13 protein-coding genes are annotated in these 12,314 nt (G+C 70.6%); 4 read left to right on the top strand and 9 right to left on the bottom strand.

Going from position 1 to position 12,314, the window contains the following annotated elements:
• Positions 1–329: 329 nt before the first annotated feature.
• Positions 330–932: an RNA polymerase sigma factor gene (locus ACFVXC_RS40035; RefSeq protein ID WP_389916329.1), complete on the bottom strand. Its 603-nt coding sequence runs from the start codon at positions 930–932 to the stop codon at positions 330–332.
• A 154-nt stretch (positions 933–1,086) separates the two neighbouring features.
• Between ACFVXC_RS40035 and ACFVXC_RS40030 the strand changes: the two genes are divergently transcribed.
• A complete protein-coding gene (locus ACFVXC_RS40030) occupies positions 1,087–2,133 on the top strand; it encodes a MerR family transcriptional regulator (RefSeq protein WP_389916327.1) in 1,047 nt (348 codons plus the stop codon).
• A 36-nt stretch (positions 2,134–2,169) separates the two neighbouring features.
• Here the strand turns inward: ACFVXC_RS40030 and ACFVXC_RS40025 are convergent, their stop codons facing one another.
• Complete coding sequence (locus tag ACFVXC_RS40025) at positions 2,170–3,222, bottom strand: iron-containing redox enzyme family protein (protein ID WP_389916341.1); 1,053 nt, start codon at positions 3,220–3,222, stop codon at positions 2,170–2,172.
• Between the two features lie 365 nt (positions 3,223–3,587).
• Between ACFVXC_RS40025 and ACFVXC_RS40020 the strand changes: the two genes are divergently transcribed.
• A complete protein-coding gene (locus tag ACFVXC_RS40020) occupies positions 3,588–3,938 on the top strand; it encodes a PRC-barrel domain-containing protein (protein WP_389916325.1) in 351 nt (116 codons plus the stop codon).
• A gap of 70 nt (positions 3,939–4,008) precedes the next feature.
• On the opposite strand, the gene ACFVXC_RS40015 is transcribed toward ACFVXC_RS40020, so the two are convergent.
• From ACFVXC_RS40015 to ACFVXC_RS40005, 3 genes are all read right to left on the bottom strand, one after another.
• Positions 4,009–4,137 (bottom strand): LPFR motif small protein, encoded by a 129-nt coding sequence (locus tag ACFVXC_RS40015; protein WP_389916323.1) that lies wholly within the window; start codon positions 4,135–4,137, stop codon positions 4,009–4,011.
• Positions 4,138–4,432: 295 nt separating this feature from the next.
• Entirely contained in the window at positions 4,433–4,966 is a 534-nt protein-coding gene (gene cpt, locus ACFVXC_RS40010) for a chloramphenicol phosphotransferase CPT (RefSeq protein WP_389916321.1), read from the bottom strand.
• A gap of 62 nt (positions 4,967–5,028) precedes the next feature.
• Positions 5,029–5,496 carry a hypothetical protein gene (locus tag ACFVXC_RS40005; protein WP_389916319.1) on the bottom strand — a complete coding sequence of 156 codons (468 nt, stop codon included), beginning with the start codon at positions 5,494–5,496 and terminating at the stop codon, positions 5,029–5,031.
• Between the two features lie 146 nt (positions 5,497–5,642).
• Between ACFVXC_RS40005 and ACFVXC_RS40000 the strand changes: the two genes are divergently transcribed.
• Complete coding sequence (locus ACFVXC_RS40000; protein WP_389916317.1) at positions 5,643–6,866, top strand: 4-hydroxybenzoate 3-monooxygenase; 1,224 nt, start codon at positions 5,643–5,645, stop codon at positions 6,864–6,866.
• A gap of 13 nt (positions 6,867–6,879) precedes the next feature.
• Here the strand turns inward: ACFVXC_RS40000 and ACFVXC_RS39995 are convergent, their stop codons facing one another.
• The 4 genes from ACFVXC_RS39995 to ACFVXC_RS39980 all read right to left on the bottom strand — a co-directional run bounded on the left by ACFVXC_RS39995 (position 6,880) and on the right by ACFVXC_RS39980 (position 11,268).
• The gene (locus ACFVXC_RS39995) at positions 6,880–8,097 is read right to left on the bottom strand and encodes an acyl-CoA dehydrogenase family protein (RefSeq protein WP_389916315.1); all 1,218 of its coding nucleotides are present in this window, start codon (positions 8,095–8,097) and stop codon (positions 6,880–6,882) included.
• A gap of 102 nt (positions 8,098–8,199) precedes the next feature.
• Positions 8,200–9,330 carry a dimethylsulfone monooxygenase SfnG gene (gene sfnG / locus ACFVXC_RS39990; RefSeq protein ID WP_389916313.1) on the bottom strand — a complete coding sequence of 377 codons (1,131 nt, stop codon included), beginning with the start codon at positions 9,328–9,330 and terminating at the stop codon, positions 8,200–8,202.
• Between the two features lie 192 nt (positions 9,331–9,522).
• Positions 9,523–9,591 carry a putative leader peptide gene (locus ACFVXC_RS39985; RefSeq protein ID WP_389916339.1) on the bottom strand — a complete coding sequence of 23 codons (69 nt, stop codon included), beginning with the start codon at positions 9,589–9,591 and terminating at the stop codon, positions 9,523–9,525.
• 135 nt (positions 9,592–9,726) lie between these two features.
• Positions 9,727–11,268, bottom strand: a complete 1,542-nt coding sequence (locus ACFVXC_RS39980) for a carboxylesterase/lipase family protein (RefSeq protein ID WP_389916311.1) — start codon at positions 11,266–11,268, stop codon at positions 9,727–9,729.
• Between the two features lie 203 nt (positions 11,269–11,471).
• Between ACFVXC_RS39980 and ACFVXC_RS39975 the strand changes: the two genes are divergently transcribed.
• Positions 11,472–12,266, top strand: coding sequence for a uracil-DNA glycosylase (locus tag ACFVXC_RS39975; RefSeq protein WP_389916309.1), 795 nt, complete (start codon positions 11,472–11,474; stop codon positions 12,264–12,266).
• The last annotated feature ends 48 nt before the right edge of the window (positions 12,267–12,314 follow it).

The following is a 12,314-nucleotide window of genomic DNA, read 5'->3' as shown; positions in this document are numbered from 1 at the left end:
CTCGGCGGCTACTACAGCGGTCCTGGCCACTGAGCGGCACTGACACCGACGGCGTGCCGGGGCCCCGGTGGCCCCGGCCCCCGGCGGCCATTAGGGAACGGGCTCCCTGGGGGGCCGGCGCGCGGGGGGGCGCCCCCCCCCACAGCCCGCTCGGCCGCCGTAGCGGAGTTACGGCGGCAGCCTCAGTGGCACCGACTCCGCTGAGGCCGAACAGGAAGCAGGGTCCGGGCGATCCTGCCGGCCTTGAGCACGTGACGGGCATGACGAGCTGAGCTACCCCTTGCTGCCGCCCCGAGGAGGCGCTCGGACGCACCGGCATCCGGATTTCCTCACCGGTCGTCCCGCACGTCCTCCAGACGGAGCCGCAGACTGTGGATACCGCGTCGCGCATGGCTCTTGACCGTGCCAAGCGGCCACCCGGTGCGCTCGGCGATCTGCTGATGCGTGAGGTCCTCGTAGAACGCCAGCCGCAGCACCGTCCGCTGCGAGACCGGCAGCCTCGCCAGCTCCTGCGCCATCAGTGCCCGGTCGACCGCCGAGTCCATGCCTTCGAGCGCCGGGTGGTCCATGGCGACGTACTGTGCCCCGGCGCCCTGGACGAGAGCCGCCCGGCGGGTGCGCGCCGCCAGCGCGTCGGCGATCCTGTGCCGCGTGATGCCGGTCAACCACGCCGCCAGACTGCCGAGTTCGGGGCGGTAGCCTGCCCGCCCCCGCCAAGCGGCGAGGAACACCTGCTGGGTGATGTCCTCCGCCTCTCGGCTGTCGCCCAGCGCGCGCTGGGCCAGGACGTGCACCAGAGGCCCCCACTGCCGGTACACCGCCGCGAGGCTCGCCTCGTCCCCGCCGACAAGACCTCTGGCCAGATCTGTAGCCGGATCCGTGGCCTGCTCCCCGGCGGGGATCCGCGGCGGCAGTGACACCAGTGCGCTCATCGACGCTTCGTCAGCTCCTCGTGGCGATCGCAATCGCCGTCCGACCGAACGGAAACGGGCAGTCGCGCCGTGGCCCCGGCCGCGATCCGGTCATACTGGGAACATCCCCCGGTACACAGCAACTCGCATCGATTGTGCGTCGTATCTTGGCCGGATGAGCGAGGGGCAACACGGCGGACAGAACGGCGAGTCGGCGGGTACGGGAGTCACCACAGGTGCTCTGGCGCGACGTCTGGGGGTGTCACCGACGACCTTGCGCACATGGGACCGCAGGTACGGACTCGGCCCCGCCCGGCGCGATACCGGCCACCATCGCCGCTGGTCCGAGCGGGACGTCGCCATGGTGGAGGAGATGGGCCGTCTCACATCGGCGGGGGTGCCGCCGGCCGAGGCCGCCCGCCAGGCGCTCAAGCTGCTCGACTCCGGGTCCGCCGCCGAGTCCGCATCGGAGTCCGCCCCCGGCTCCGCCGCCGTGCCGCGACGCAGACGGCCCGCACGCCCGGCGCCGGTGCGGTCATCCGACATGTTCGTCCGCCAACGGCGCGGCCTTTCGCGCGCCGCCGTACGGCTCGACTCGCCCGCCGTGGAGGACCTGCTCACCGACGCGGTGGAGAGCCACAGCCTGGTCACCGCCTGGCAGGAGGTGATGGTGCCGACGCTGCACGCGGTGGGCCGCAAGTGGGAAGAGGCCGGCGACCGCTACGTGGAGGTCGAACACCTGCTCTCCTGGCACGTCTCCCGCGCCCTGCACCGCTGTGCCACAGCTCCGGCCTCGTTGGCCCCCGCTGGTGCGCCTGCCATGAAAACGCCTCTCGTCCTTGCCTGCGTACCGGGTGAGAACCACTCCCTCCCGCTGGAGGCGCTCAGCGCCGCCCTCGGCGAACTCGGCGTTCCGCAGCGCATGTTCGGCGCCGCGGTGCCGGTCGAGGCCGTCGCGGAGGCCGTGCGCAGGACGGGCCCGGCCGTCGTCGTCCTGTGGGCGCAGGCCCGCTCCACCGCGAGCGTCCCGCTGGCCCGGCACATCGCCGACACCCGCTGGGGCGTACGGGGTGCCCGCGGCCGTCCGGTGGTCATGCTGGGCGGGCCCGGCTGGGCGGGGCCCACCGTGCGCGGCGCGCTGCGGCCCACCAGCCTGCGGGAGGCGCTGGCGCAGATCAGCAGGGTGCGCGGGGAGGCCGCGCCCGGTCGCGGCCCGGTGTGACGCCTTGGGGGCACCGGCCGGTCGACCCCCGACCCGTCATCCCGCCGTCGTCAACGGCCTTCGAAGAGCGCTGCGTTCGTCGCGCCAGGCGGTCAGGAGCCGTGCACCGAGGCGGTCCTCCAGGAAGCCCGTGGCCTCGATGCCGAAGACGACGTCCGTCTCCAGACCGGGTTCGCTCGCGAGGAGGCCGTCGATCACCTCACGCCGCACCACCTGTTCATGAACGGCGTCGGCCTCCACATGCTCGTCGTAGAAGCGCTCCGCCGCCGGTCCGGCGCCGCTCCTGCGCATGGCGTCGGCCAGCCGCCGCGAGCCCGGGGACGAGGTCACCTCGACGGCGGCGAAGTGCCCGACCAGGGCGCCGCGCAGCACCCGGTGCAGACCGAGCAGGGACATCAGATTGACCGTCGCGAGCACTTCGCCCGGGGCGGCGTCGAGGTAGTACCCGTACGACGTCTCAAGGGCGAGGTCCTCCATGAGGCCGGCGAAGAGCCGGGCATGGATGTACTCGGCGCGGCCGGCCCCGAACTCGTCGAACTCGACGGCCACCATGCCCGCCTTGGCCCGGCCGTGCAGCCGTGGGATGACCCAGGCGTGCGGGTCGGCCTCCTTGAGGTGGTAGAGCGAGCGCGCCGCCGCGTACTCGCGAAGCTGCCACAGTTCGCCGTCGCGCTGGAGATGGTGGCTGACACTGGTGCGGCTGTGGCCGACGGGCTCCACGAGCAGGTCGGCCAGGGCGCGGTCGGCGCTGTCCGTGGAGCGGCAGTTGGCGCGCAGGGCGCCGAGGAAGCGCCCTTCGAGCGCGCGGCGCAGCCCAAGGAGTTCGGGGTCCCATTCGAGATCCTCGCGGACGCCGTCGAAGCCTTGGTAGTGCAGCTCGTAGAGGGTGTAGAGGGCGAGCTGGAGATCGTCGCCGTAGGGGTCGGCGTCGTGGGTGTCGAGGGACAGCGGCCCCGGACTCCCTCCGGTGCGCAGTGTGGCGACCACGAGACGGGACAGTGGGCCGCGGGGCTCGGGCAGGGCGGGGCTCGTGCGGCGCGGCTCTCGAAGGCCGTGGTCGGGGGAGGGACTCTGGTTCTCAGCGGGCATCGGGTACTTCCTCCCCCAGGCGTGCTCGTCGTCCTCGGTGCCGGTGTCGCACAGGTCCGAGTGGACCATGAGCAGCACGCCCGTCCGCCACTCGGGCACGGTGACGTGTCGGGTCGGCTGGATGCACCTCTGGCCTCATGCGTTCCTTCGGCGCTCGGGGATCGCTTACGCGACTGTCGTCGTCCCAGGTGCCCGATGAACCATGACGCACACGTAGGAGTCCCGATATGGAGGCCGGAATTCTCTGTTTGGCCTCTTTTCGGCAGGGCACTCGATGCGGTGGAGGTTGATCATCCCCTCCCGTTATTCGAATCCCTGCCTTGACCTTCAGGGGAAATCAGGGAAAAGCAATTGAGGAGTTCTCGATGAGCAACGAAATCTGGAGCTACATTCCCACTGCCGGGCACGGCCCGGACAGCGATCTGACGGGCTACAAGGTCGAGGCCGCCGACGGGCACATCGGCAAGGTCGACAAGCACTCCGACGAGGTCGCCAACCAGTACATCGTCGTCGACACCGGCGTGTGGATCTTCGGCAAGGAGGTGCTGCTTCCCGCGAGCACCGTCACCGCCATCGACCACGAGGAGCGGAAGATCCTGGTCTCGCGGACCAAGGAGCAGATCAAGAACGCGCCCGAGTTCGACAAGGAGAAGCACCTGGGCGATCCCGCCTACCGCGACCAACTCGGCGGCTACTACAGCGGTCCTGGCCACTGAGCGGCACTGACACCGACGGCGTCCGGGGCACCTGGTGCCCCGGACGCCTTCAGGCATTTCGGTACGGCTCTCAGTGGCGGCCGTGCGCGCTGTCGGAAGCGCCGCCGAAGAGCCGCGCGACGGCGCGGAACGGCAGCGTGACAACCGTGGCGATGGCTCCACCGATGGCTCGGACAACATCTGCGATGGCCTTCAACATATGGGGCCTCCATAGAACCTTGGCTCAATAGTGATGAATTACCGTGCGTCGCCGCGCGACCTCGTACACCCGGTTTCCCAGCACGCGACCGTAAAAACTGATTCTTACGGATCGAATCAAATGCCTGCGTGCACTTCGACGTACTGCAAAAGGTCGAGGCCGGCCGGATCCGCCGTCTGTTCACGCCGCCCGGGCGAGCGTGTCCGCCACCGTGGCGCGGGCGAGCCGGGCCGCGGAGCGCGGCTCGGCGTCCGGGCGGGGGCTGGCCTAGGGCGGTGGCCGCCGCTGCCGCCGCTCAGACGGCGCGGGCGGCGATGGCTCGCGCGCACTCCAGGGACTCCGTGGCCGTCGTGTCCACCTGCATGTCGTAGAGCACGCCGTGGTGGACCACCTCCGCCTGGGAGGCGGCCATCCCGGCGACACGGTCACCCCGCGCGGTCTCCCGGCCCGCGGCGATCGTGCTGTCACAGCGGACGCCGACCCACAACACCGGCAGATCACCGAGGGACTTCCGCCACCGCTCCTGTGACGCCGCGCCGCCGAGGAAGACCTCGTCGACGATGACCCGTGCGCCGGCGCGGGCCATCGCCACGACCCCTTCGATCCACGCCGCCTCCAGCGTCCTGAACTCCGGGCCGACGCTCACCCCGCCGTCCGCGGCGACCTCGATCCCCTCCGACGCGGTCCGCATGGACGCGGGCATCGCCTCGACCAGCGTGTCGCACCCGAAAGTCAGCCACGGATCCGGGAGGACCGCCTGGAGGCACCGGGCGATGCCGGACTTCCCGGAGCTGGAACCGCCATTGAGGATGATCACCTGAGTCGTCACCGCGCCACAGTAGAAGCATCCCCGCGCCACAGGAAACGAATTGCTGTGCTCCGGACCTCGGGTCAGCTCGTGCCGTCGAACGGGCTGACGCGGCGGTACGCGGCGCGTGCGTGAACGACGCGGCCCGCCGTCGTGCCGATGAGAGCCGCGACCAGCAGGCAGCCCATCCACTCGGGATCCCGGTGCCCGGCCCAGGAGATCTCCCCGATGGGGTGGGCGGCGAAGAAGTTCAGCAGCATCCAGCACAAGAGGGCAGTCCCCGGCGCCGCGGCGAAACGGCCCCGCACACCGAGCAGTGCGGCGAGCACCGAGAGAGCCGCGAGCGCGAGTCCCGTGCGGTCGAGCGCACCGAGCAGATCGAGCACAGTCACCAGTGCGAAGGCGCCCGCGTACGCGCCCGTCCAGATGAAAGGCGTGGCCACAGGCTCAGGCACGACCCGCACACCCTTGGCGATATATCGCCACTCCACCACCGTCGACTCCTCCCCACCGCCGGTCGGCCGGGGCGCCGATGCCCCGGTGACGTCCATGACCGGCGCCTCCCGCAACGGGACCGACGCACGCACCGGTGATCGGGTACGGGCGTGGTCCAGGGCAGATTGTCGCACCACATCCATGGGCGTCCGTTCCGTCGGGGCGGTCACTCCTCTCGTCGTGTCCCCGTCATAATTCTCGGATGGACCTCGCCTCAACTCCGCAGCTCTCCGCGTCGCGACGGCGCCCTCGCGTCGTCGTCGTAGGAGCCGGACCGGCGGGACTCACCGTCGCCAACATCCTGCGTGCCGCCTCTGTCGACTGCGTGGTCCTGGAGACGGAGAGCAGGGATTTCATCGAACAGCGTCCCCGTGCGGGCTTCATCGAGGAGTGGGCGGTGCGTGCCCTGGAGGAGCGGGGCCTTGCCGACCGGCTCCTCGCGCACGCGCAGACGCACGGTGAGTGCGAGTTCCGATGGGCGGGGGAGCGCCACCGGTTCGCCTACGGCGAGTTGTCGGGGAACCGTCACTTCGTCTATCCCCAGCCTCTGCTGGTGACGGACCTGGTGCGCGCCTATGCCGACCGCGCGGGCGGTGACATCCGTTTCGGCGTGCGCGACGTGCAACTGCACGACATCGACACGGACCGCCCCTCGGTGTCGTACACGGACCCGGCCACGGGCGAGCGCGTACGCGTCGAATGCGACGCCGTCGCGGGCTGCGACGGCGCGCGCGGTGTGACGCGCACCTGCCTGGGGGCGGAGCGGGCCACCGTCGCCCGGCACGACTACGGCATCGGCTGGCTCGCTCTCCTCGCCGAGGCGCCACCGTCATCGGACTGCGTCGTCTTCGGCATCCACCCGCGCGGCTTCGCGGCCCACATGGCCCGGAGCCCCGAGGTCACCCGCTACTACCTGGAGTGCCCGCCCGGCGACGACCCCGAGAACTGGTCGCACGAGCGTGTCTGGTCCGAACTGCGTGCCCGCCTCTCGGTGGCGGGGGCGCCACCGCTCACCGAGGGCCGACTGGTCGAGAAGCGCGTCCTCGACATGCACAACTACGTCGTGGAACCCATGTCCTACGGGCGGCTGTACCTCGCGGGCGACGCCGCCCACCTCGCCGCTCCGATCGCCGCGAAGGGAATGAACCTCGCGCTGCACGACGCGCTGCTGCTCGGCGACGCGCTTGTCGCCTACTGCGCTGAGGGGGACGACAACGACCTGAGCGGCTACTCGGAGGCGTGCCTGCCGCGGGTGTGGCAGTACCAGGAGTTCTCCCAGTGGCTCTCCGAGGTTTTGCACGGGCCGTCGTCGGGGGTCCCCTTCAAGGCGGGCACCGCGGCCGCCCGGCTGCGCGGCATTCTCGACTCGCCGGCGGCCGCGGCGGCGTTCGCCGAGCTCTACATCGGGAAGGGCGCGGGCAACTGACCGCGTTCGAGGGTCACGAATACCAAGTGGGCTCCGGGAGTTCACCGGTCAGGACATGACGGCCGACCTCGCGCCGCTTGTAGGCGACGGGGTCGTGGAGGGTGTGGGTGCGTACGTTGCGCCAGAACCGGTCGAGTCCTTCGGCGGATGCGGTGGCGCGGGCGCCGGTGACCTCGAAGACCTGGTTGGTGATCTCCAGAGCGACCTCCGTGGCCCGCGCCTTCACCGCCGCGACCCGCACCTCGAACGCACCACGGGACTGCTCGGTGACCGCGTCCGGCTCGTCGTGCAGTACCTGGCCCTCCACGGCGACGGCGTCGGCCAGCGCCTCGACGGCCCACAGCTTGGCGGTGAGATCGCCGTAGATGTCGATGACGTACGGCTCGTCGACAGCCGTGTCGTGACCACCGTGCAGCCAGGGACGGGACTTGGCCGTGGTGTAGGAAGCGGCGGTCTCCAGGGCGCCGGCGGCGATGCCGAGGTAGAAGTTGACGAAGACCAGCTGAATGGTGGGGACGTTGAGCGTGTTGTAGACGCGCGGCGTGAACTCCTTGCCGACGTATCCGGCGGCCGACGCCCACGGTGTGCGTACGCCGTCGAGCGTCACGCCGCCGCTCTCGGTGAGCCGCTGGCCGATGTTGTCCCAGTCGTCGTGGAAGGTCAGACCCTCGCTGTCGGACGGCACGATGGCGAACACATGCTTGTCCGTACCGTCCAGAACGCCTTCGAGCACGGTGACGTCCGAGACCTTGCTGCCGGTGGAGAAGCTCTTGCGGCCGGTGAAGACGAGGTCGTCGCCGTCCTCGGTGACCACGACGTCCTGGTCGCGCGGGTTGACCGCGCCGCCGAAGAACCACCGCTCACGGGCGGCCGTGGCCTCGACGTGCTCCCACTGCTCGCGGGTGCCGACCAGGCGCGCGGCCCAGTTCCACAGATAGTGGTAGCCGAGGAGCTGACCGATCGAGCCGTCGGCTTTGGCGACCTCGCGCACCACGCGGTAGGCCGTCGGCCAGTCCTGACCGGCTCCGCCGTGCTCGGCAGGGCCGAGCAGGGTGACCAGACCGGCATCCTTGAGCAACTGGACCTCGGCGTACGGGGTTTCGCCCGCCTTGTCGCGTGCGACGGCGTCGGTGGCAAGGACGGCCGCGACCTCGGCTGCGCGGCCGATCCAGGCCCGGGAGTCCTCGGGTGCGGGGAGGGTCTTCCAGTCGGCGGGTGCGACGGTGCTCATATTGCTACCTCTCCAGGGGAGTTGAGACCTACGGGAGTTCGGATCTACGGGGGTTGGGATCTATGGGGGTTGGGATCTACGGTGGTTGGGGGGAAGGGTGTGTCAGTGGGCGGCGGAGGCCTCGAGTTCACGGACGATCGGGAGTACCTTCTTGCCGAAGTACTCGACCTCCTCCAGGTAGTGCAGGAACCCCAGGAGGAAGAGGTCCACGCCGAGGCGCTTGTAGGCGATGATGCGTTCCGCGATCTGTTCCGGGGTGCCGATGAGACCCGTACGGAAACCGTCGTTGTACTGGACGAGGTCCTCGAAGGAGGAGTCCTGCCACATGCCCTTGCCGTCGGCGGCGGACCGTCCTGCCTGCTTCACGGCGGCGCCGAAGCCCTCCACCGCGTCAGAATCGGCCTTGGCGACGATCTCGCGGAGCGTCTCGCGGGCCTCGGCCTCGGTGTCACGGGCGATGAGGAAGCCGTTGAGGCCGAAGCGGGGCGGGGTGCGTCCGGCGCCCGCGGCCGAGGAACGTACGTCCTGGATCTGCTCGGTGACGCCGTCGAAATCCTTGCCGTTGGAGAAGTACCAGTCGGACACGCGGCCCGCCATGGCGCGGGCCGCGGTGGAGTTGCCGCCCTGGAAGATCTCCGGATGGGGGCGCTCGGGGGTGTTGAGGGGCTTGGGTTTGAGGGAGAAGTCGCGGATCCGGTAGAAGTCACCGGCCAGTTCGGCGTGGTCCTCGGTCCAGATGCCGCGCAGCGCCCTGATGAACTCCTCGGAGCGGCGGTAGCGCTCGTCGTGCTCGAGCCAGGGCTCGCCGAGCGCGGTGAACTCGTCTTTGAACCAGCCGCTGACCACGTTGACGGCGAACCGACCGCCCGACAGATGGTCGGCGGTCGCGCCGAGCTTGGCGAGCACTCCCGGGTGCCACAGGCCCGGATGGACGGCGGCGATCACCTTCAGGCGCTCCGTGGCGAGCAGCAGGGCGAGGCTGAAGCTGGTCGACTCGTGCTGGAACTCGGCGCCGTAGCTGGCCATGTAGCGCACCTGACTCAGGGCGTAGTCGAAGCCGTTGTTCTCGGCGAGGACGGCCAGCTCGCGGTTGTACTCGTAGCCCCAGTCGGTGCGCTGCTCGATCTTGCTGGTGACGAGGCCACCGCTGACGTTGGGCACCCAGTACGCGAAGCGCGCGGGTTCGGTGGCGACGGGGGCCGGGGCAGGGGCGGATGGCGGCACGGATGACATAGGGGACTCCCGGGGAGGTTTTGGGCATGCCGAGGTGCGCGGCGGGACCCGCTGATCAGAGGGTGTGCGTCACTTGGCGTCGATCACGCACGGCGGAAGGGTCCGCGGAGCGCAGACGCGCAGACGTGTAGAAGCGCACACGCGCCTTCGGCGAATCAGTGAAGGGAGGAGGGGCCGAGCTGAGGCCTGAGGTCAGCGGCGACAGAAAGCGCCGGCGAGACGTCCGAGGTCGATGTGGCGGCGTCGGGTGAGCCTGCGCATATCGATCAACTCCTCGCTGTACAGGGCCGGATCCCGCACATCGGACGATGGGCAGATGCCGGTGCGTCACACGGTAGCGAGTGACACCGCCCCTGGTCGATTCGGCATTGACGAGGGCCTGATAGGGCTTCCCTTTCACCGGCCCCCGAGCAGCGGCAGTACAGGGAAGTCGTGGTTCTGCCAGATGAGGCGGGAAAGCTCTTCCGGGTACGCGGTGACGGCCGGTCGCGTGTCGAAGAGCCGCACGAGGCGCTGCCCGGCGTCGTAGGCGGGCCAGCCGGGATCGCCGGTCGTGGCGAACGCCGTCCACGCGGCGCGCATGCGGGCGGACAGTACCTCCCCCTCCGGGGGCGGGCCCTCGCCGATCAGCGCGGCGGGCTGCCCGCGGTCCAGGTTGCCGAAGACGAGGGGTACGTCGAGGCCGTGGCAGGCACCCAGGACACCTTCCATCCCAGGGGCGGGCCAGGTCAGCTCATAGACATACGCGCGGCCACCCGCGGAGGTCTGGGCCTCGGCGAGGTGGAGGCTCGGCATGCGGAACAGACAGTCGGAGAGCACCAGTTCATACAGCTTGTCCGGGCCCGCGTCCGGAAAACCGTCGCGGTAGCGGCGTGCGCCGTCCGGCCCGGGACCGAAGACGTCCAGCGCGGTCGCCGCCTGCTCCTGTGTCACCTGGCCGAGCAGGCCGTCGAGCGCGGTGAGCAGCCGTGTTTCGTCGCGGGTATGGCCGACGAGGAGCTCGATGCCGCGGCCTGCGCCGTCAGCCAGCGCCTGCCAGGGAGTGACCGGCAGCGCGTCGCCCTCGACGACCGGCGAGAACACGATCGACCTGTGCGCCACATGACCCCACCGCTGGGCCCACTGCCCCATCTTGGCGCCCACCGCGTCACCGGCTGCGGACAGCAGGGCCGGATCCACCGTGGACAGGTCGGCCACCGTGGGCCCGAGTCCCAGCTCGGCGGCGCAGGCGGTGGCTATGTCGGCGGCGAGCTCCGGTGAGAAGAACGTGCCCTGCACACTCTGTGCGACGGCCCGGCCGAACAGTCCTGCCGCGCGCGGCATCGCAAGGAGCGCGGCGACCGATCCGGCCCCCGCCGACTGGCCGAAGACCGTGACGCGGTCGGGGTCGCCGCCGAAGTCCCGGATGTTGTCGCGCACCCACTCCAGAGCGGCCACCTGGTCGAGCAGCCCCCGGTTGGCGGGAGCCCCCTCGAACTGTCCGAAACCCTCGAGCCCCACACGGTAGTTGAACGTCACCACGAGGACGCCGCCCTCGCGCGCGAGACGGCCGCCGTCGTACTCGGGGAGCCCGGACATGCCGATCGTGTAGGCACCGCCTTGGATCCACACCATCACCGGAAGGCCTGCGCCCGGCCCGGGATCGGGCGACCAGACGTTGACCGTCAGCCACGCGTCGCCCTCCACGTCGCGTGCCAGGGCGTCCATGCCGAAGTGACCGCCCTGAGGGGGCGGCGGTCCGTACGACTCCGCCGCCCGCACCCCGTCCCACTCCCGTACCGGCCGCGGCGCCGCGAAACGCAGCGGGCCGACCGGCGGCTCGGCGAACGGGATGCCACGGAAGACGGTCGTCCCGGCCTCCCGTGTACCGCGCAGCGCTCCGGCCGCCAGGCGGACAGTGGGTTCGGCCCCGGACTGCTCCGACGCGCCAACGGTCATCACAACTCCCTCTCCGGTCGGACGGGAACGCGATCACCGAGCTTCGCGCGGCCCCGGACACGCCGACCCGCACACGTGGACCCGGACACACGGACCCGGACACACGGCCCCGGACGCTTGGGAGCATCTCGCCGCACCGGTATGCCGCGCCAGCCATTTACGGATGGGCACGACAGACATCGACACGATCTAGTGTGGTCCGCATGAATCCGCTGTCCGAGCTGGACGCGCGTATCTCGGGGTGTTCCGCGTGCCCCCGGCTCGTCGCCTGGCGGGAGGAAGTCGGGCGGGTCAAACGGGCTGCCTACATGGACTGGACGTACTGGGCCCGGCCGGTACCCGGGTTCGGACCGGCGGATGCCTCGATGCTCGCCATCGGGCTCGCGCCCGCGGCGCACGGAGGGAATCGGACGGGCCGGATGTTCACGGGCGACCGTTCCGGAGACGTCCTGTACAAGGCGATGTACGAGCTGGGCCTCGCGTCGAGCCCGGTGGCCGAGTCCATGGACGACGGCCTGACGCTGCGCGGGGTGCGGGTGACGTCGCCGGTGCACTGCGCCCCGCCCGAGAACAAGCCGACCCCGGGTGAGCGGGACATGTGCAGGCCGTGGCTCGTGCGGGAGCTGGAGCTGCTGGGGCCGCGGCTTCGGTCGGCGGTGATTCTGGGGGCGTTCGGATGGCAGGCGGCTTTGCCGGCGTTCACGGCGGCGGGGTGGCGCGTGCCGAAGCCACGGCCCCGGTTCGCGCACGGCACGCGGGTGACGCTGGAGCGGGCGGAGGACTCCGGGCACTCCGGTGCGGGTGTGGGTGTGGGTGCGGGTCCGGGTCCGGTCACCCTGTACGGCTGCTTCCACGTGAGCCAGCGCAATACGTTCACGGGTCGGCTGACCCCGGACATGCTCAAGGACGTCCTGCGTGATGCGGCGGGCGAGGCGGGCATTCCCCCCTACGCATCGCCGTACGCACCGCTGTACGCACTGCCGGACGGGCAGCGGTAACCGGCAGGCACTCGCCACCCGCGTCAGAACGACCGAAGGTCCCGCGTC

The sequence above is a fragment of the Streptomyces sp. NPDC058257 genome (assembly GCF_042881845.1).
Lineage (GTDB): Bacteria > Actinomycetota > Actinomycetes > Streptomycetales > Streptomycetaceae > Streptomyces.
Note: the sequence above shows the minus strand (reverse complement) of the source record. Positions and strands in the feature narration are given on the sequence as shown.

Excerpts from the sequence above, each read along its gene's own strand:
- ACFVXC_RS40005 (WP_389916319.1), bottom strand. The coding sequence starts at position 5,496 with ATGGACGTCACCGGGGCATCGGCGCCCCGGCCGACCGGCGGTGGGGAG.
- ACFVXC_RS40000 (WP_389916317.1), top strand. The coding sequence starts at position 5,643 with ATGGACCTCGCCTCAACTCCGCAGCTCTCCGCGTCGCGACGGCGCCCT.
- ACFVXC_RS39975 (WP_389916309.1), top strand. The coding sequence starts at position 11,472 with ATGAATCCGCTGTCCGAGCTGGACGCGCGTATCTCGGGGTGTTCCGCG.
- ACFVXC_RS40025 (WP_389916341.1), bottom strand. The coding sequence starts at position 3,222 with ATGCCCGCTGAGAACCAGAGTCCCTCCCCCGACCACGGCCTTCGAGAG.
- ACFVXC_RS40020 (WP_389916325.1), top strand. The coding sequence starts at position 3,588 with ATGAGCAACGAAATCTGGAGCTACATTCCCACTGCCGGGCACGGCCCG.
- ACFVXC_RS40030 (WP_389916327.1), top strand. The coding sequence starts at position 1,087 with ATGAGCGAGGGGCAACACGGCGGACAGAACGGCGAGTCGGCGGGTACG.
- ACFVXC_RS40035 (WP_389916329.1), bottom strand. The coding sequence starts at position 932 with ATGAGCGCACTGGTGTCACTGCCGCCGCGGATCCCCGCCGGGGAGCAG.
- ACFVXC_RS39995 (WP_389916315.1), bottom strand. The coding sequence starts at position 8,097 with ATGAGCACCGTCGCACCCGCCGACTGGAAGACCCTCCCCGCACCCGAG.
- ACFVXC_RS40015 (WP_389916323.1), bottom strand. The coding sequence starts at position 4,137 with ATGTTGAAGGCCATCGCAGATGTTGTCCGAGCCATCGGTGGAGCCATC.
- sfnG (WP_389916313.1), bottom strand. The coding sequence starts at position 9,330 with ATGTCATCCGTGCCGCCATCCGCCCCTGCCCCGGCCCCCGTCGCCACC.
- ACFVXC_RS39980 (WP_389916311.1), bottom strand. The coding sequence starts at position 11,268 with ATGACCGTTGGCGCGTCGGAGCAGTCCGGGGCCGAACCCACTGTCCGC.